Source organism: Bacillus cereus group sp. BfR-BA-01347 (assembly GCF_022663835.1).
GTDB lineage: Bacteria > Bacillota > Bacilli > Bacillales > Bacillaceae_G > Bacillus_A > Bacillus_A thuringiensis_K.
In genome coordinates this window covers 14,635-34,368 of record NZ_JAKUGG010000007.1, presented here as the reverse complement: position 1 = coordinate 34,368, position 19,734 = coordinate 14,635, and the positions used below count along the sequence as shown (strand labels likewise).

Below are 19,734 nucleotides of genomic sequence, written 5' to 3'. Positions count from 1 at the left end.
TTCATTATTTTTGATCGACTGGTATTTCACGTTTCGATATCCAAGCATCAAAACCTGATCGGCTATTTGCCATTTCATTCATAACTTGGTGCCAATTGTCCTCACATGATTCACCAAATTTTGAAAAAATAGCACCCATTTGTTGTCTTTGTACATCACTCAGTTTTTTCTCTAAATCTGTACCTTTTTCTGTTAAAGACAACTGTTTCACACGTCGATCATGCATAGCTTCATTACTCTCAATTAAGCCCTTTTCCACAAGTTGACGTAGCGGTCCGTGGAGCGCTTGTTTACTTATTTCTAATAGTGATAATAACTCATTTACACTTATCCCTGGAAAACGTGCGATAAAAAATAAAATTCGATGATGTACTCGTTGAATGCCATATTCTTTTATAATTTCATCTGGCTTTTCAGTAAATGTTTTATATGCAAAATAAAATAATGCTAATGCCTCATTCATCTGTTCTTCTTTATGTTGTGTCATCTACTTTCCCCCTGTATGTAAATTATACCACAATCTAGTAATGAATATTTTAATCAACGCATTAGAACTTGTTCAGTCTATTGAAACATTCATTGCATAATTAGGAGATGATTCATTTGAAAAAACAATATACTGTAAGTACATATTTATTGGATAGACTACACGACTTAGGAATTGAACATACATTCGGGGTTCCTGGTGATTATAATCTTGCTTTTTAGATGATGTAGTACCACATGAAAATTTAAAGTGGATTGTATTATTAGTATTGGTGTGAAGTTAACTGATACTATTACAGGCGGCTTCACACAAGGTTTTACAAAAGAACAAGTTATAGAAATCCATCCCTACACTGTGAAAATTATAGATAAAAAATACGGTCCAGTTGTAATGCAGGATGTTTTACAACATTTAAGTGATTCAATTGAGCATCGTAATAAAGATACCCTTGACGTTAAGCCATTTATTTTAGAATCATCACCTTTTACTGAAGAGTTCATTCCAAAAGCACAAATGGTCACACAAAAACGTTTTTGGCAGCAAATGTACCATTTCTTACAAGAAAACGACGTCTTAATTGTAGAGCAAGGAACACCTTTCTTTGGTAGTGCTGCTATCCCTCTACCTAATGACACTGCATATGTAGGACAACCGTTATGGGGATCTATCGGCTACACACTGCCTGCTCTACTTGGTACACAGCTCGCCAATTTATCACGGCGCAACATTTTAATTATTGGTGACGGTTCTTTCCAAGTAACTGCCCAAGAGTTATCAACTGTACTACGTCATAATTTAAAACCGATTATATTTTTAATCACTAACAACGGACACACTGTTGAACGTGCCATTCACGGCCAAAACCAACCTTATAATGATATACAAATGTGGGATTACAATAAACTATCAATGGTATTTGGGGCAGAAGAAAAAAGTCTAACATTTAAAGTAGAAAATGAATCAGAATTAGCAGAAGTCTTAACAAATATAACTTTTAATAAGAATCACCTTATCTTTATTGAAGTTATAATGAGCCAAAGCGATCAACCTGAATTGTTAGCTAAACTCGGGAAAAGATTTGGTCAGCAAAATTCTTAATATAAAAGTATAACCTAATTATACAATTGGTAGTGTAAAACTTGTTTTCAGAATAGTTTCGACACTCAAAATACATAAGGAAAAGGATGGAAAGCACCATCCTTTTCTATTTTAAGAGCGTTCTTCGACTAACGCCCCGTGCGACAAGCAAAAATTCTTAATCCATCTTTAACTTTATAGCTTTTGTCGCAATAAATGTTTTAATATGCTTATCTAATATCCTTGTTCCACCAAAATCATCCTCATAAAAACCTGTTATAGCAAAACCAGCATCAATTTGGCCTTGGATTTGGTCTTCTAAAGTATGCGCATATTCTATTGTTTGATTTGAATCGATGTAATCTTGAACTTCATCCTCTGGTAAATAATCCAACGTTGATGAAGGAATTGAATGTTTAACATCAAGAATACCTTTTTGCTCTTCGTTATCATCAAAAATCCATAGTAACGGATTTGTAAATCCAGCAATAAGAATACCTTTATTCTTTAAAACGCTAGAAACTTCATTCCATACAAGATGAACATCTTTTACAAACAAATAAGCTACACTTTTTCTTTTTTATTCAGCAAGAGTTAACTGCCAAGATACACCATACTTATCATTTAACCAGCCAAACTTTTTACTAAACGGATAAGAACCTAACGGCATAAGAATTGCTCCATCCTGCGCTAGTTTATGAAAGACCGTTTCAATTTCTTCTTCTGTCTCACAAGTTACATAAAGAGACATAGCTGGAGTGAATGTAAAATTATGATTTACATAACTATCAATACACATAAACTCTTGGTCATTTAGCGTAAAAGTTGCATGAATTACAGTTCCCTCTTTACCAGGTCCATTTTCATCGTAGCGAGAAATACTTATAATTTCTGATTGATCAAATAGCGACGTATAAAAATTCATCGCTTCCTCAGCTTTGCCCTCAAACATTAAAAACGTAGTAATTTTTGTGTTACTCATATGGAGACAGCTCCTTGTTATGTATTTATGTAAAACATACGTCGGCTAACGAAATCGAACGTACATTCCTATAAGTGTATTGTCTATAAAAACGTTGAGTTTGTCAATTATCTACTCTCTTATTTCTTCTTAAATAATGCTGTCCAAAGAAATGATTCTCCAAACATTTCATTCGGTTGTTTCATTTGTTTCATCCTTCTAATCTCAATTACCTCAAATTCTTTAAATATTTCTCTTAACTTTTCTTCCGAGTATGCAAGACCACCTTGTAGACTCCATCCTCTATATACATCCCAATCTGTTATTTCTGATCCATTTCGTTCATCTAAATCGCCTGCCGCAAAACATGTTAATCCGAAATAACCACCCGATTTTAATGAGTTTTTAATTAAATCCACATAATTTATTCTTCTATGCGGTGGAATGTGATGCAAACAGCCCGAATCGTATACAAAATCAAATTCGTTTTGAACCTCTAAATTAAAAATTGAATCACAAATAAAGTGAATTTCTACCCCTTTTGCCAATGTCCTTTCTTTAGCCCAATTAATGCCTTCTACAGATAAATCCACTGCTGTTACATCAAATTCTTGAGTCGCTAAATAAATGGCATTTCTACCTGGACCACATCCAAGTTCTAATACTTTCCCTTTTGAAACTCTCTCTTTTTGTATATACGAAACTAGATTCTCATCTGGAACATTTTCAAAAAACGGAACATCCTTTTCTCTATTCTCATAAAACTCATTCCAAAATGGCTCTGCAGGTCTTAATAATGAATCAAGCATTTTTAAAATGTCTTCTTGTGTGTGTAACGTTTCATTTTTCATTAACACCCCTCCATAAATTAATAGTCAGAAAATTATTATATATCTTTTTGAACTTTCAAACAAAGAAAAAACTCCTACATTTTGAAGTGAACCCCGAAAACGGGACACCTATCAAAATACCTAAACCACCTTTCATTTGGTGCGGATGCATCGAATTGGCGTTCCAATCGATGAGGGGCTACTACTGGCTCCGCACCACTGATATATTTCTTTTTCTTTCGACCAACTTTTGAGAGAATCTGATTTTGCCTCATGATTCATAATACTTTTTTATGATTTACACACAGCCCCATTTTCCGAAGAGTTGCGGTCACTCTTCGATATCCATATCGTAATTTATGCCGAAGACAAACATCCTTTATTTTCTCTTCTATCCCTTAGGTCCACTGTTCGTTGTAACTTGTTTAAATTCACCTTAATTCATATCAAGGTTTCTTAACATTCGCATTAATAACTGTATAATATAATTAAACTATTTGTATAAGGGGGACTTATTATGAACTGGAAACAAAAATACAATCCAAGATATCTCTTTTACCGAATGTATAGTTATATTTATAAAGCCCTTGATGATATATCATGCTCCTTAAAATAACGCTTTTGTTCACTTTTTTTGATACATTTACGAAACATTCATGTGTTATCTTCATTAAGGTCTTTTCTTTTTATAATGTCGTGTGAGATATACCAACAGAGGAAGCCCTAGATCCCCTAATCCTAGGGCTTTTTTTATAAGAATTTTATACATTTTATTATTTCCATCAACTTTTCAAATTGTATAAACATAATATATTTTTTTATGTTGTTATATTTTTTGATGGCCTCTTATCTTTCCTTAAAAGGCTTTTTTTTCAAATAACGCTTTTGTTTAATTTATATTTAAAAAGTTCCTTTTCATAAAGACTTCCCTTATATGCTATACTCATTCTTAAATAATTGTATAAGGAATGTTAAAAATGGATGATAGATCGTCAAGACAATGGAAATTGCGACAAAAGTTAAGAGCACTGAAAACCAAAAACAACAATGACACAAACCCTTTGTTTAGTGAATGCCTTGAATCCCTAGGAAACGAAACTCTCATTTTCTCCCAAGAAAAAAGCCAGCAGATTGCTACTATTTTAATGAATTCATTTCCTATAACTGTCTCGGGAAGAATATATTGGGAACAGATAGATAATCAATTCATAGCTTCGAACAAAGAACAACTAATTTCCCTTATTAGAGCAAACCAACTAGATTTTGACGAACAGATTTTTATAATATGGGATAACTATGAAATCCCTGTAGTAAGTACAAATCTTGATAAAGTATTCCAATCACTAGTTGACGTTGATGCAGTCAGTTTTTATTACTGGCTATTAGACAAAGAATATAGATTCGTAATTGAAATAAATGATGAAGAATTGATTAGGATTGGGTTTCGCTAATACTCTAAGCATATGAAGCTAGTTCCCTTCATTTCTTAATATTTTCTTCGTCACCACCGCTATTATTATCATTATGAAACTAATAGCTAATATAGGTAAATAAATTTTCGTACTGAATCCTTCAAACATAAAACCATATACGACTTGCCCAATTGGTGCCATACATTGAGATACCGCTGTTATAATTGCCATTACTTTTCCTATATTTTCATTTGGTGTTTTCTTTTGGACTACAGTAATCACATAGATGGATACAATTGTCATAATCATTGCGATTAGAAGAGAAGAAAGTATAAAGAGGATAAATGGTGGATAGTATCCTAAATTAAGAGTAAACGGTGTAACTGATAGTGCCACTGGTATTACTAATAAAGCTATGATAAACATCCAATTATATAATCTTTTCATCTGTAACTTTTTAGCAAAGAAACCGATTGACAATGCCCCTAATATGGTTGCAAAATCAATTAATCCCATTCCAATTCCATACATCATATCGCTACTCTGCATAGTTACTCGTAACATAATAGGTCCTCCGACAACAAATAACGGTGTCAAAATTAAGTTTAGTAAAGCTGCAAGTAACATAGCCTTCAAAATAAAAGGTTGCTTTAAAACATAAAGAAAACCTTCTTTCATATCTTTTACAAGTGTAGGTACGATATGGCCTTCCTGTATTCTTTTTATAAATGGCATTGTAATAAACATTTCTAAAATCGCAGATAAAAAGAAAGCAAGACAACTTGTTATTACGAGCATTTTCAAACCAATTATGCCATACAATATTCCTCCTAATACAGGAGCAACTATATTAGATAATGCTTGCACACCATTTATGATACCGTTTGCTTGTTCTAACTTTTTCTCTGGAACTAATTGCGGAATACTTGCCATAACAACTGGTGCGTACATTGCACTAACGACTGCTAGTAAAAACATAATTGTTCCAATCAATAAAATAGATATCGATTCAGTTAATAACAAAACTATAAAACTTAATACAATAGCAGCGTTTATAAAATCCAAAATGACCATTACATTACGGCGGTTGAAACGATCTGCTATCGCTCCGCCAAGAGGAGCTAACAAAAACGGGATACTCGTTACGGCATATAACCCTGCAAATATATCGGCACGTCCTGTTATATCTAGCACATATAAAGACAGTGCAAAACGTAATAGTGTTGAACCTAAAATAGTAATAATTTGACCACTTACCATTAAGTGAAAATCTTTCAAGGAAGATTGAATACTTGCTGGCATCCTCATCACATCCTTCATTTAGCATAGACCGACTGCCGGTCTATAATACCCAAACAGAAAAAAGCTATTTCTGTTTCATTAAAACCTCGATCATATAATTAAAGGACCCTTCTTTCGCTCCAACAGATACTTCCATCATTTTAATATAAGCCTTAGCTCTTCTCATCATTTCTTCCGTTTTCCACTGGAATAAACCATCATCAAATATGACTTGTGCTGAAGAGAGTAATAATTCAATTGTTTCTTGTGGGTATGGAGTATAAAATATGCCTTCTTCTATTCCTTGCTCTAAAACTTCCGTTAATACAGGAGATAAATGTATAATGGATTGCACTAAACTTTTCTGATGCATTTCTGCATTATTTGGTTGATGGAATTGTTGGATCATTTTTTCTTTTACATCTCCTGATTTTGGTGATTGTTCCATTAAAATTTTAAATAACTTATCTAAAACGGGGATATCGGGATTGGAGACAATCCTTTTCGCCTTAGTGACATCCTCTTTAATAATCCTCATAATGATTTCATCCATTACTTCCTCCTTCGACTTAAAATAATGATAAAACGTCCCCTTTGCTATACCAATTTCTTTTAAAATATCATTCACGGTTGTTTTCGTATAACCTTTCGTAAGAAACAAACGCTCAGCTGTTTCTAAAATTTCCTTTCTACGCTCCTCATACTCCTTTACAATTCGCATTCAAGTTCTCCTTCCCACCAGACCGACTGTCGGTCTATTAAAATTATATGTTTAGTTTGCAAAAAGTTTCCTATTATCGTACATATACAACACCATACTTTCCATTTCCTTTATAAATTTTTATTTTTTAACGTCCGCTCAATTTGTTTAAAACGTATCTCATGTTTCTTATCGTCACCTTTCATTTTAGGAAAAGAACGATGCCCTCCGCTTGATCCTATTTTTCTCGATTCTTTATCCAGACGCACAACACTTTGTAGTTTTTCAGCTCCTTCACCACAAGTCAGCGCATCTCCTTTACATCGATGACTTCAAAAAATGACAATTGATTCATACGATACGGTTCCCCTCCGTTCGATCTATGTACTTATCAATGGAGTATTTTGTTGAGTTCCAATATGTAATATTGCATATTTCGCACTTTTAATTTTTGCACATGCGATAATTTATTTATAAAAATATAAATTATTAATAAGGGTGATTTATATGAGCAAATTCCGAAAGAAGATGATTAAATATTTGCAAACATTTTGGGGATGCTTAACATTTGGTGTATTAATGTTTGCTATCTTCTTAATTACGGATTTAACAGATGCATCTTTAAATACATTAGGTTGGAGAGACTGGCTAGGTTCTGTAGCAGGCGCAACCATTTTATCTGTTGGGATGTTTACTTTAAATAAATTGAATTTAAAATAAACATTCGGTCAATACTGTATGTAGGCTGTATGCCAACATTCATTTAAAGTAGTCTTCTCTGTATCTCCTTGTATTGAGTATTGAGCAGTTAGCTTTTGCTAGCCGCTCTTTTATTTTGTTCCGGTTCTTGCCTCTTAAAGAACTCTTTATCTACTTTCCCCCAATAAGTACACATATCTATTCTCCATTGCTACAAAATGAAATCTTTATTTTGTTTTACGCGTCGCTTTTTCAATCAGCCAAGATACAATATTAAAATCATTAGCTTCCCCTTTAAAGATGTTCCGTTCCAAAAGCATTCTTTCATCACTTCAAGTAATTCTTCAACAGCTTCAATTCATCTCATATTCATTTTCCCTTTCTCCCAAATAACTATTTTGTTTTATTAATTAACTGATTAATAAAACAAACACCTTTATTAAACATTCCATGTTTCTTCACCCCTTGAATATTTTTTAAATAAAAATACATACTATTTTCAAGCCGCCGTGTCCACGGCTAATACCTCTTATCTTTTGTTACAGCAAAAGCAGGTAGGTTCTTCACTTATCTGCTTTCTCTGTATATTTTTTAAGAAATCGAAAATAATACCAACAAGCTGTTTGAACTAGCAGCTTCACTCTTCTCGCAATGGGGATGCAAATTATCACAATTAGCTAACTCATTGAGCTCACTGGCAGACAACCAAAATCGTTGTCTGCTTTTTGTATGAGATTTTTCGTTTTACATATACTACTTTTGAACCTGCAGACCAATACGAGCCATTTTGGTGCTTGGGATTTCCCTTCCGGGGATAAGTATCTTTTACTTATCCCTTTTTTGTATAGACATGTATATTTAGGGTAAAACTAATTACAAGCAGATTTTCTGTTTATGCGTAGTTCTAAACAAGATTACTTTTTCTCCTATTAAAGGACGGCAGGTACGACTGCTAGTCCTTTTTTCTTATTTCGCATATTATCACTACATTACCTTCATCGTCATAAGCAATTTCCCCATAAGGATGGCAGTGGTGCTTCTCGAGTTCCTCATCGATCAAAGCTAACAAATTAGTTTTCCAGTTTCCAACAATCGTACACCAATACGAGTTTAATCCTTCATAAACTTCTCTTGTTCTATTTCGATAATTGCGGAATGTGTAATGAAAATACTCGCTCGCTTCAATACCTTTTCTTTTAATCAAAGTGTTCTGCTGAATGATAGTAATATCCTTGCTCTAATGGTTTTGGACTATAAAATTTCCTTTATAAATTTCAAATACGGTGAATGAAATTTTTGTTTTTTCTTGCCATCATCCTTGTTGTATACAAACAAAAAAAGAGCCACAATATTTTGCGACTCTTTTACAATTATAACTATTTAACGACCACGCCTTTGCTGACCTTGCTTTGTACTACCTTTTTTATTACTTGGCTTATTAAATGATCGGTTATTTTCATTTCTAGAACTATTTCTCGAACTATTTCTGGAACCACTTCTTGAGCTATTTCTGGAATCACGTCTTGAATCACTTCTTGAACCTTCGCGGCTATCTCTTTGACGATTTTGACCTGATTTCTTCGGAGCCGGCTTTGGTACCGGTTTTCCATTTTCATCTACACGTTTTATCTTCGGTTGTTCGATTATTTCTCTTTGTATTGGTGCACCAAGCGTTTTTTCAATTTCTTCTAAATGTTTTTCATCTTTCGCTGCAACGAACGTAATTGCAAGACCTGATCCACCTGCACGTCCTGTTCGGCCAATGCGGTGAATATAACTTTCTACATCTTCAGGAATATCAAAGTTAAATACGTGCGTTACACCATCTACATCAAGTCCACGAGCTGCTACATCAGTCGCAATTAAGTACTGAATTTTCGCTTCGCGGAAACTCTTCATAACTCTTTCACGTTTCGCTTGAGGTATATCACCATGAAGTTCAGCACAATTATAACCTAGTCCTTTTAAATTATCATACAACTTACTTGCTCTAACCTTTGTACGACAGAAAATAACAGCTAAAAATGGCTGATCACGGTCCATAACAAAACGAAGTGCATCTGGCTTTGCACGATCTGTCGTCTCAATGACACGCTGCTCAATTGTATTTACCGTTACTTCTTCACTTTGTATTTGAATCATTTGCGGTTCATCCATATAACGCTTCGCCAATTTTTTAATATCTTTTGGCATCGTTGCTGAGAATAACATCATTTGTTTACTACCAGGTGTCTCATCTAAAATATCTTCAATATCATATAAGAAACCGAAATAAAGCATTTGATCCGCTTCATCTAGTACAATCGTTGAAAGATTACTTAAATCAATTGTTTCACGACGTATATGATCTAATAAGCGTCCTGGTGTCGCAACAACTATATGTGTATTTCCTTTTAATTTTCTCAATTGCTGTGCTACATCTTGCCCGCCATAAATCGCTAGTACATTAATATCTTCTCTTTGAACAAGCATCTTTTTAATTTCAGTCGTAATTTGCAGTGCTAGTTCCCTTGTTGGCGCAACAATTAAAGCCTGAACATCACTACACTCAGGATCGATTTTTTCTAAAATTGGTAACACGAATGCTAACGTTTTACCCGTTCCTGTTTTCGCCTGCCCAATAATATCTTTACCTGACATAATAACGGGAATTGCCTGCTCTTGAATTGGTGTTGCTTCTGTAATGCCATTTTCACGTAATGTATGATTAAAAGTTTCACTAATTCCTAATTCTAAAAAGTTTTTCAAATAGACCACTTCTTTTCCTTATTTTTCACATTAGCTTTCATTGTACCATTTGTTTCGCCAAATATGAAAAATAAAAAAATTCTTATCTTCTTTTTTTATATTCATCCTGTACTAGATGAACAAATTCTTTTTGCTTTTTCTCTGATTTTATTAGTACTTCCATATTTGCTGAATTCAAAATATACTTCTTAATTTTTCTATTACTCCAAATTAAACTTGTATACTTCGAATCTTCATGTAGATTTCGAAACCACTCTAATTCACTTAATTTTGCGATATGATGTTTTAATTTCATGTCACTTCGAGGGTAAAACAAAATAACATTTGCTATTACATCAAATAACGAACCCATCTTCTTCCCCCTATCCCCTTGCTCAAATTATATATTCTTTTTTACATATATATTTCAATTTTACCGAAATATACTGTTACTGATTTGGTTGAAATCGCAAAATATATGAACTAAAAAACCGATCTTTTCGATTTAGGAAAGACCGGTTTTCATTAGTTTATACAGTAAGCTTTCCTCCATGATAGCAATAATACTCTGCTGCTTTAAAACTTTTAATCCTATTTAAAGACTGTTTCGCTTTTTCTATATCTAAACAAAAATTCGGATTAGCTATTACTAACTCACTATTCTCTTGAACAGCCGCATCTCCCGTAATTACACAATCTAAATTCGGAAAATATAATGAAATATGCCCCGAAGTATGTCCTGGCATCGCTACTATTTGACATTCATTATTCAAAATCATTTGACCATCATGCACTTTTTCATCGACGGAAATATGTTTTATATTTTTTAACTGTTGTATAAACCATTTACCAAATTCTTTTTCTTCATTTGGCATACGTTCTAACATTTCTTCAGCTTGAACTAACCTCTCTGATTTTATATCACCACTAATATAGTTAGATTCAATTTCACTAGCAATAATATTAATGTGAGGATATTTCACTTTGAAATCATATAAAGCCCCTAGATGATCATCATCATAATGAGTAATAATTATATTTTTTAAGTTTTTCATCTCATATCCATGTTTTAATATTGCATTTTCAATTAAAGGTAAAAAACTTGTATATCCTGTATCGACTAATGTTAATTCATTATGTACTATAATTAAACTTGGATAAACACATTGTTTTTGCCCGTTAAATTCGAATTCAATTGGTAGTTCTATTATTTTCATTTTGCTTTCCCCATACCGCTTATGAAATGCATAATAATAACTAAATCATCCACATACATTTTACAATATATATACTATGTAACGGAACACTATGAATCGTTGCATAATCCACATTATATTATTTTAAACAGGTAATCCCCTATTTTTATGGAAATATATAATTAAGAAAAACAATAAAATTGATTAATCTCTCACTTCTTTGTCCATCCTTTTAAAAAATCTATGTTTTGTAAAAGGAGTGTTTATATGGAGAAACAGACACTTTGGAAAAAGTTCAAAAAAAGCTCTGTAAACCTCGGTAAATCTAGCGTATATGAAAGTATTATTTTATTCTACACAATGAAAAAGAAAGAATTACCTACTAAGGCGAAATTCATAATATTAGCCGCTTTATCTTATTACGTATTAACAATCGATTTCATTCCAGATATAGCTGCTATTATTGGGATTGGCTTATTAGATGATGTTTTAGCAATCGCTGTAGCGCATAAATATGTGATGCGCCATGCAGATGCTGAAATTCGAGAGAAGAGCAAAATAAAAATGGAGTCATTATTTACTTCAGCACAAGCATAATGAAATTATCTAGTCATTTACCTACCTTTTTACTTTCAAATAAAGCTAACTGTAATTAATGATAGTTCCACCTCACTGAATATTACCCCTCACCATGAGACCATTGCAGAATAAATTCCTAAACAAAAGCATTTCTCTTAGCTCTCAAACCGTAAACAAATAGGGAATCAGCACTTGTTCCTAAGTTCTGACTCCCTTTTATTTGTTCTTATATCTATCTGTTATACAGTTTCATACGTTCCCTTATACAAAACTGCTATTGCCGCTACTATAAGAATCATACCCATAAAAGCAGGTGCGGCATGACCAAGTGATACATAGATTGGTCCTCCAATAATCGGACCAATCATTCTTGCTAAAGCTTGAATAGATTGGCTTCCACCTTGAATCCTTCCTTGTTCATTAGAACTGACAGACTTTGAAAGCATCCCGTTGAATGAAGGCCCGAAAATTGAATCCCCAAAACCATACATTAGCATTCCAACGATTAGTAGTGGATAGAGTGAAAACAAAGCTGATGCCGCAATAAAACTGTATCCTATAATCTCCGAAACCATCCCAAGAATTGCTATTTGTTTATCACTAAGCTTGATTAAAAGCTTTGGCATGATAAAACTTTGTGAAACAATGTCTTGAAAGCCCAAAATTGAAAACATAAGTCCGATTAATGCAGGTTTCCAACTGAAAGTATCCATTGTAAATTGTGTGAAAATCGCTTGTAAAGATCCGTTAGGTATCCATAGTAAAAACGCTGAGACAAGTAACCATTTTAAGTTTTTCATGGAAAGTATGTTTGCTAGCTGTGCAAAAGGATTTAACCTTACAAAAGTAATCTCTTTTAACCTGTTATTTTTGTCAAGGCTCTCAGGCATGTATTTCATACCATATAAAACATTTAATAAAGTTATGAACGCTCCAAAGTATAAAGGTACAGAATGACCAAACTTTGCAAGTAAGCCCCCAAGAGTTGGTCCAATAATAGTTCCCACACCTACAACTGCACTCACCCATCCAAAGTATTTCGTTCTCTGTTCTGGAGGGATGATGTCTGCAAAATATGCGAAAATGGTACTTATGCTTCCGCCTGTTATTCCTTCTATTATGCGTCCAGCAAATAGTACCCATAAAGCTCCTCCTATTCCAAAAACTAAGTACCCAATTGCAGAACCAAATAAGCATATTAAAAGTAATGGACGACGGCCATAATTATCACTTAAAGCCCCGAGTACTGGGGCAGCTAAAAACACGCAAGCCGCATATACGGAAGTTAGTAGTGTAACAACTAATGCTTGTTCTTCCGGATTACTTGTATATGGCTGTACTAAGAATGGGACTACAGGCATGATGATACTGAAACCTATACCACAAAGAAATACAGAAATAAGTCCGAATAGTAAAGCATGTTTATCTATGCTTTTTTCAGTTTCCCTTTCATTTTGTGATCTAAATATAGACATTTGACTTCTCTCCTTAAAATATTTTGTTGCTTTGTCAACAAAATAAAATAATAAAAAAGCAGCCTGTTCTCATATTAGAGTAAGGCTGCCATTTATTCTTAAAATGTCTTACGATTTAATATGTATACCTTGTTTCTTTATTTCGGCATCCAAATGTCTACTATACTTTTCCACAAAGCTAATTATACTGTTGAATTCTTCTTCAGTTACTTGCTCAAATACAGCTTTATCCCGCTCTTGAAACTCTTTGTGCAGATCTTCATGGATTTTATAAATTTCTTTCCCTTGTTCGGTAAGTCTAAAATAAATTTCTTTCTTATTTTCTGACTTTTGGTAGCTTTCAACAAGGCCTTTTTGTATGAGCTTCTTAGTCATTCTACTTGTAGCACCACGAGTCACATAAAAAGCCTCTGCGAGTTGTGTCACGTTAGAATCTGCATTGTTTTCAATATATTCAATACAGTGGACTTCAGAAGACTTAAACCCTTTAAGACCTTCTTCCATCTTATCTTTATTAAGCCAAACCAGCTTATTATATAATTCCCTGAAACCGTTCATGACCTGTTCTTCTTTATTCATGACCTGCCCTCCTCACCGCTCATTAGCACATTAAGACTATTATATTAAATTTCTGCTTACGTTTCGACAATATTGAAATAATTATTGTAACATTAAAGATATGTGCAAAAATTGGCGCTTAAATAATACAATTGATTAAACGGAAAATTCTGCAAGTTTATTGCTACTTACAGTAAACGGTAGACAAAAAGTAAGAGCTAAGATTATTTCTCTTAGCTCTTCTTTCATAAAACTATTTTACTTCATTAGCAACAAAAAAGTGCTCACATACACTCGATATGCGCTGTAAGTCCACGTTCCCACCAGATATAACTGCTACTACCTTTTTTCCTTTTGTATAGCTATCAACTTTTCCTGCAAGAAGTGCAGCAGTTGCTAACGCACCTGCACCTTCTACAACAGCTTTCCCACGTTGTAATAAATCTTTCATCGCTACTTCCAGCTCTTTTTCTGATACAGTTACAATATCATCTACTAATTCTTTTACAATTTCAAATGTTAATTCGCCTGGTATTTTAACTGCACAACCATCTGCAATAGTAGGCGCCTCATAATGTTCTACGATTGCGCCTTTATCGTAAGATGCCTTCATTCCGTGAACATTATCTGCTTGGACACCAATTATATTAATGGATGGATTAAAAGATTTCAATGCTACAGAAATACCAGAAATAATTCCGCCTCCACCTATTGGTACAATGACAGTATCTACATCCCACATATCATCAAGAATATCTAATCCAATTGTACCTTGACCAGCCATTACCTCTACATCATCATATGGATGTAAGTATGTTTCACCTGTTTCCCTTATAATTTCTTTACATTTTGCCTTTGCATCATCAAAGGTTTCACCATGTAAAATTACTTCAGATCCATATCCTTTAGTTGCTTCAACTTTCGCCTGCGGTGCAGAAATTGGCATAACAATTTTACTCTTAATACCGAGTAAATGAGCAGATAATGCAACTCCTTGTGTATGATTACCTGCTGAACATGCAATTACACCTCTTTCTTTTTCTTGATCCGTGAGCCGCGACATTTTATTAAATGCGCCACGAAATTTAAAAGAACCCGTTAATTGCATATTTTCTAATTTCAAATGAATTTCTCCGCCCGTTTTACTAGTCAAGTAAAAAGATTTTACTAATGGCGTTTTACGAGCATTTCTATCTAGAATTTTGTGAGCTTTTTTAATATCGTCTATATGTAATGGTAGTTTTCTAGTTATCATACTTACACCTCTTCCAATGTTCTATTCCTAAGTTTTCGTAAGTCTTAGCTCCTTTATACGAAAAGAAAAAGTCTTTATATATGTACCCCACTCTAAAATAAACACATTTGCAAACAATTTAACATCCTCTTCATATCGCGTTCTTTATAATGATTTAAACATGCAATTTGAATCCAATTATTCTTTTGCAAATAAGATGACTCATAATGAACAATGTATCCTTGTAATGCTAACGCATCGCCTACTACTTTAGAAGAATGATCTTCGCTCAATACAATAGTAAGTATAATTGGCGCGGCATGTTCTTTAGGTGAAACAAGCTTTAACCCCATATCAGTAATAACTTCTTCAACATAATCGTATGTCTCTTTAATTTTTACAAATGCCTTTTCATCTTCAAATCTCTTCAACGCTTCTTGCAATGCGTAAATTAAATTCCATGATTGTGAGTATGGAATGCTTTCATTTTCTTCATACATGCCAATGTCCATATAGGCCGGCACAGCCTCGTTTATTTTTACAATGTGGTTATGAAAAACGAAAGAAATTCCGGTATATGATTTAATCGCTTTACCGCTAACACCACTTGCAAAATACACATCTTTCAGGTCTAATGGTATTGCTCCAATTGAACTTATACAATCTACACATAGTTTCATTTGATTCTCGTTACAAAGAGTATTTAACTCGTCTAAATCGTTTAACATTCCAGTAGATGTTTCATGATGAACAAACCAAAGCCATTCATAATTTCCAGTTGTTATTATTTCTTCTAATTCGTTATAAATAAACGGTTCTCCCATTTCTTTTTTATACGTATCAAAATGTAACCAAGCTCGTTTTGCATGTCCAACTAATCTATTTCCAAATTCTCCATTTGTTAATATTAGTCCTTTCCCTTTTAAAGAACGTAACTGTAAAGCAATCGCATCATTTGCTAACGTCCCTGTTCCTAACATAAGCTGTACATGTTTTGCTTTTGTCATGTGAAGTAACCGTTTTTTCGCATTGTCCATTGTCACTTGAAATGACTTAGATCGATGCGAAATAGGCCGCGTAGAAAATGCCTTTCGAACATTCTCTTCAATATCTACTGGACCAGGTAAAAACGTATATTCTTTCGTCATAATCCCCCCAACACTCGACTCTTCAAACATAGCAGGAGTAACATACATTGGCTGGAAGGTTGCTTCTTCTGTACCAACTAACGTATGGAAAGATTTGAATCCCATTTGCTTATATAAAGCTAGTTCACGTGTTGTTGCAGAAATGAGTGCTAATTCATATCCGTTTAGAAGCAAATAACGATGTAGAAAACGAATTAATCCTAACAACGCTCTTCCATTTCTATATTCACGTTCTACTGAAAGTAAACGAATTTCATACACTTTTTCTCCATGCTCTTGCAAATAAACATCTAAATTTGAGATTTTATAATCTAACGAGAATGGTCGTTTTCCCCGCACTGCGACCATACCTACTAATCTATCCTCATCTAAACAAATTAAATATGTATTTTCTTTATGAAACCGATCTATACGAAACCGGTCTTTCGTTTCTTCATGTTGTGGTATCTCTTCCACAAAAGTTTTATAATTTAATTTATGTATACTTTCAAATTCCCAATCTTGATCAGCAACTTTATAAATTAACCCCATGCCTTATCTCCTTTATCTATTTAATAAAAAATGATAAGTGGAGATTATCTCCACTTATTAAACATTCATTTTATTCTCGATTTACATATAGAATAAGTACAATAATCATTCCACTTAATATAGTGGTAACAATAGAATAAGAATAAAGAATCATACAAATTGGTAAACAAGCAATCGTAATTAGTCCTGGCTTCGTAAACCCTTTAAATATTAAATAAAATACAATAAAAATGCCTAAGAGGGTAAGCGCTATCAAATAATCAAATGCGATTAGTCCTCCTATAAATGTTGAAATACCTTTACCGCCCTTGCCTTTAAATAAAACTGGGTAAATATGTCCAATAATAACGGCCAATAATGTTAACATTACGAATGTAGGATCTTTAAAAAGAGATTTTGCTACAGCAACAACTATTGCCCCTTTAATCGCATCACCTAAAAATGTAGCGATGAAATACCCTTTTCCATATACGCGCCCCATATTTCTTGCGCCAGGATTTCCGCTTCCTTCATCCCTAATATCAACGTTATGTCTCAATTTTGTTACTATATAAGCGGTCAATATGTTTCCAATTAAATAAGAAGCCACCAAATATAAAAACTGCATACTATTAATCATGTAATCATTCACTTTCTACATGGGAATACATATACAATATTCAATTACTACGTATATTGTACGTTTTTAACATACATCCCTTTATACATTTTAACATCATATTTTTACAAATCATACAAAAATTCTCATACACTATTTTTTAAAATATATATCCCTCATTAAATAATATGTTCCTTTCACTGCCATTTCTGCTTGTGATACGAATGTAATTTCTTTCATACTTTCTTCACAGCATTTCTGAAATACAGCAAATATTTCAGGAACTAAACGCAATATACTGCCACTTACTGCAATTGGCGTTGAGTACTTAAAGTTCAACTTGTTATAAACATTTACTGTAATCCTTGCTAATTCCTTTCCAGCTTGCATCATAATTTCATGCGCATCATCATTGCCATTTCTCGCTTCCTGAATAACTAATGGCGCGATTGCTGCAATTTTATCTTTAGAAGAAGTATATACTAAGCTTTTTATATGAGACGGTGTCAAAAGTTGAAACTGCCTTTGAATATTCAAACTCAATGGACAAAGACTGATTCCTTGATCGAACTGAATTGCCATTTTCTTTAAAGCTTGTAATGCAATCCAATATCCGCTCCCCTCATCTCCTAAAATATGTCCCCATCCACCGCTATACTGATATACTTCTTCTTTCTTTCCGATACAAATTGCACCTGTACCACCTATAGTTAATATTCCATCCTTACCTTTTAAAGCTGCTGCATGCGCAATCATTGCATCATTAAAAATTTCAATTTTTGTTCCGTATTTCTTTTTAAAACGTAATGTTAATTCATTTGTATTCGCTCCGCTTATACCAGCTACTCCTAAACAAATACAAACGCAATGCCCATTTATTAAACTCTTCTGGCATTGATCAATTGCTTCCATAATATGCAACAGTGCCTGATCAAAATCTATTAATACATTTCCAAATCGGCTCGTACCTCTTACAACTTCATTTCCATCTTGATCAAATGCAATGGCCTCCGTCTTCGTTCCCCCGCCATCTACTCCAATCATATACTTCATATGTTCGCCTCATTTTCATCTGCGTATGGAGGGAATGTTATATTCCCTAAAATTACGGAATTCTTAGCACCTGTTGCGCTCGGCATATTACTCGGATTACGATGATACGTTTCGTTTGCTAAAATAGCAAACGCAATTGCTTCTTTCGCTGCTGAAGAATGACCAATATCTTCTTGTATACATATGCTACATTTCTCTTCTCTTAATCCATTCCGTAACATTTCAACAAGTGTATTATTATAACTTCCACCACCACCTAAAATCACCTCATCAATTTCATAATACGGCAAAATAAACTCCTTATAATGATGAATAATTGAACATGCTGTAAACATCGTGACAGTTGCCAATATATTTTCTTTACTATGCTTTTTAAATCGATTCAATATATCAGTCACAAACGATTCTCCAAACTGTTCTCTACCTGTTGATTTTGGTGGTTTCATGTTCAAAAATGGATGGTTCATACAGTATGTTAAAATTTCATCTACAACTACCCCCTGCTTTGCAATCCAACCATTTTGATCATATGGTACATGAAATAATCTTTGACATACTTCATCGATTACCATGTTGCCTGGTCCCGTATCAAAAGCAATAACACTCTCATTACTTCGTTTACTTGGAAGCACTGTAACATTCCCAATCCCACCAATATTTTGTAGCAGTCTATTTTTAGTTTGATGCTGATATAAAATAACTTCTGAATATGGTACAAGTGGTGCACCTTGTCCCCCTGCCGCCATGTCCATTGTTCGGAAATTCGAGATAACCGTCGTGTTCGTTTCATATGCTATTACTGCTGGTTCCCCAATTTGCAATGTTGAAGAAATAATATTCCCTTCTTGCTTTGGCTGATGATAAATCGTTTGTCCGTGAGAACCTATTAAATCTAATTGTCTCAAAGGAAAATTGGCCTCTTTACAAACTTCCTTTACAGCATTGGCGAAGAATAAACCAAGTTTAAAATTCAAACTACATATAAGTTGGACATTCGAAGTTTCAATTGATAACGCTTGTTGGATCTCATTTTTTATATCATTACAAAATAGAACTGTAGTAAAATAGATGGGTTCAATTTTAGAATCTACACCGCTTCCTTCTATATGAACGAGTGCTACATCTATTCCGTCTAATGATGTACCGGACATTACCCCTGCAATATACATAACGTGCATGACCTCCTAT

The 19,734-nt window shown here is 33.6% G+C and carries 18 protein-coding genes and 3 pseudogenes; 4 read left to right on the top strand and 17 right to left on the bottom strand.

Translation table 11 applies throughout. The features are described from left to right. Positions 1-4: 4 nt before the first annotated feature. Entirely contained in the window at positions 5-487 is a 483-nt protein-coding gene (locus MR143_RS13005) for a MarR family winged helix-turn-helix transcriptional regulator (protein WP_000191888.1), read from the bottom strand. A gap of 252 nt (positions 488-739) precedes the next feature. Here MR143_RS13005 and MR143_RS13000 point away from each other — a divergent pair. Continuing rightward, positions 740-1,585 (top strand): annotated as a pseudogene (locus tag MR143_RS13000) (thiamine pyrophosphate-dependent enzyme); the annotation flags it as partial. Between the two features lie 157 nt (positions 1,586-1,742). On the opposite strand, the pseudogene MR143_RS12995 reads toward MR143_RS13000, so the two are convergent. The 4 genes and pseudogenes from MR143_RS12995 to MR143_RS12980 all read right to left on the bottom strand — a co-directional run. Further along, positions 1,743-2,132 (bottom strand): annotated as a pseudogene (locus MR143_RS12995) (SAM-dependent methyltransferase); the annotation flags it as partial. A 12-nt stretch (positions 2,133-2,144) separates the two neighbouring features. Continuing rightward, entirely contained in the window at positions 2,145-2,546 is a 402-nt protein-coding gene (locus MR143_RS12990; RefSeq protein ID WP_000072393.1) for a VOC family protein, read from the bottom strand. Between the two features lie 119 nt (positions 2,547-2,665). Then, the gene (locus MR143_RS12985) at positions 2,666-3,376 is read right to left on the bottom strand and encodes a class I SAM-dependent methyltransferase (protein ID WP_000787492.1); all 711 of its coding nucleotides are present in this window, start codon (positions 3,374-3,376) and stop codon (positions 2,666-2,668) included. Positions 3,377-3,498: 122 nt separating this feature from the next. After that, positions 3,499-3,750, bottom strand: a pseudogene (locus MR143_RS12980) (IS3 family transposase); the annotation flags it as partial. Positions 3,751-4,332: 582 nt separating this feature from the next. Here MR143_RS12980 and MR143_RS12975 point away from each other — a divergent pair. Continuing rightward, on the top strand, positions 4,333-4,806 hold the full coding sequence (locus MR143_RS12975; RefSeq protein ID WP_000342731.1) for a CDI toxin immunity protein: 474 nt from the start codon (positions 4,333-4,335) through the stop codon (positions 4,804-4,806). A gap of 18 nt (positions 4,807-4,824) precedes the next feature. Here the strand turns inward: MR143_RS12975 and MR143_RS12970 are convergent, their stop codons facing one another. After that, a complete protein-coding gene (locus MR143_RS12970) occupies positions 4,825-6,069 on the bottom strand; it encodes an MFS transporter (RefSeq protein WP_242280794.1) in 1,245 nt (414 codons plus the stop codon). Positions 6,070-6,133: 64 nt separating this feature from the next. Then, positions 6,134-6,769 carry a TetR/AcrR family transcriptional regulator gene (locus MR143_RS12965; RefSeq protein WP_001223583.1) on the bottom strand — a complete coding sequence of 212 codons (636 nt, stop codon included), beginning with the start codon at positions 6,767-6,769 and terminating at the stop codon, positions 6,134-6,136. 486 nt (positions 6,770-7,255) lie between these two features. On the opposite strand from MR143_RS12965, the gene MR143_RS12960 reads away from it, so the two are divergent. Beyond that, positions 7,256-7,468, top strand: a complete 213-nt coding sequence (locus MR143_RS12960; RefSeq protein WP_000033163.1) for a hypothetical protein — start codon at positions 7,256-7,258, stop codon at positions 7,466-7,468. Between the two features lie 1,359 nt (positions 7,469-8,827). Here MR143_RS12960 and MR143_RS12955 read toward each other — a convergent pair. From MR143_RS12955 to MR143_RS12945, 3 genes are all read right to left on the bottom strand, one after another. Then, the gene (locus MR143_RS12955) at positions 8,828-10,204 is read right to left on the bottom strand and encodes a DEAD/DEAH box helicase (RefSeq protein ID WP_002181566.1); all 1,377 of its coding nucleotides are present in this window, start codon (positions 10,202-10,204) and stop codon (positions 8,828-8,830) included. A gap of 73 nt (positions 10,205-10,277) precedes the next feature. After that, positions 10,278-10,547 (bottom strand): hypothetical protein, encoded by a 270-nt coding sequence (locus MR143_RS12950; protein ID WP_000535042.1) that lies wholly within the window; start codon positions 10,545-10,547, stop codon positions 10,278-10,280. Positions 10,548-10,704: 157 nt separating this feature from the next. Beyond that, entirely contained in the window at positions 10,705-11,391 is a 687-nt protein-coding gene (locus MR143_RS12945) for an MBL fold metallo-hydrolase (RefSeq protein ID WP_199717818.1), read from the bottom strand. A 246-nt stretch (positions 11,392-11,637) separates the two neighbouring features. Here MR143_RS12945 and MR143_RS12940 point away from each other — a divergent pair, with 246 nt between their 5' ends. Further along, on the top strand, positions 11,638-11,967 hold the full coding sequence (locus MR143_RS12940; protein WP_000415088.1) for a YkvA family protein: 330 nt from the start codon (positions 11,638-11,640) through the stop codon (positions 11,965-11,967). 221 nt (positions 11,968-12,188) lie between these two features. Here MR143_RS12940 and MR143_RS12935 read toward each other — a convergent pair whose 3' ends face one another. From MR143_RS12935 to anmK, 7 genes are all read right to left on the bottom strand, one after another. Then, positions 12,189-13,424, bottom strand: a complete 1,236-nt coding sequence (locus MR143_RS12935) for an MFS transporter (protein ID WP_000021824.1) — start codon at positions 13,422-13,424, stop codon at positions 12,189-12,191. A gap of 108 nt (positions 13,425-13,532) precedes the next feature. Beyond that, positions 13,533-14,003, bottom strand: a complete 471-nt coding sequence (locus MR143_RS12930; protein WP_001030905.1) for a MarR family transcriptional regulator — start codon at positions 14,001-14,003, stop codon at positions 13,533-13,535. Between the two features lie 232 nt (positions 14,004-14,235). After that, positions 14,236-15,237, bottom strand: coding sequence for a bifunctional threonine ammonia-lyase/L-serine ammonia-lyase TdcB (tdcB, locus tag MR143_RS12925; RefSeq protein WP_199717817.1), 1,002 nt, complete (start codon positions 15,235-15,237; stop codon positions 14,236-14,238). Between the two features lie 92 nt (positions 15,238-15,329). Further along, positions 15,330-16,895 carry an aminotransferase class V-fold PLP-dependent enzyme gene (locus tag MR143_RS12920; protein ID WP_000523053.1) on the bottom strand — a complete coding sequence of 522 codons (1,566 nt, stop codon included), beginning with the start codon at positions 16,893-16,895 and terminating at the stop codon, positions 15,330-15,332. 70 nt (positions 16,896-16,965) lie between these two features. Continuing rightward, positions 16,966-17,514, bottom strand: coding sequence for a glycerol-3-phosphate 1-O-acyltransferase PlsY (gene plsY / locus MR143_RS12915; RefSeq protein WP_000610866.1), 549 nt, complete (start codon positions 17,512-17,514; stop codon positions 16,966-16,968). Between the two features lie 132 nt (positions 17,515-17,646). Then, positions 17,647-18,546 (bottom strand): BadF/BadG/BcrA/BcrD ATPase family protein, encoded by a 900-nt coding sequence (locus MR143_RS12910; RefSeq protein ID WP_000876613.1) that lies wholly within the window; start codon positions 18,544-18,546, stop codon positions 17,647-17,649. Next, on the bottom strand, positions 18,543-19,715 hold the full coding sequence (gene anmK / locus MR143_RS12905; RefSeq protein ID WP_061884154.1) for an anhydro-N-acetylmuramic acid kinase AnmK: 1,173 nt from the start codon (positions 19,713-19,715) through the stop codon (positions 18,543-18,545). Before anmK ends, MR143_RS12910 begins: the two co-directional genes overlap by 4 nt. Positions 19,716-19,734 lie beyond the last annotated feature (19 nt).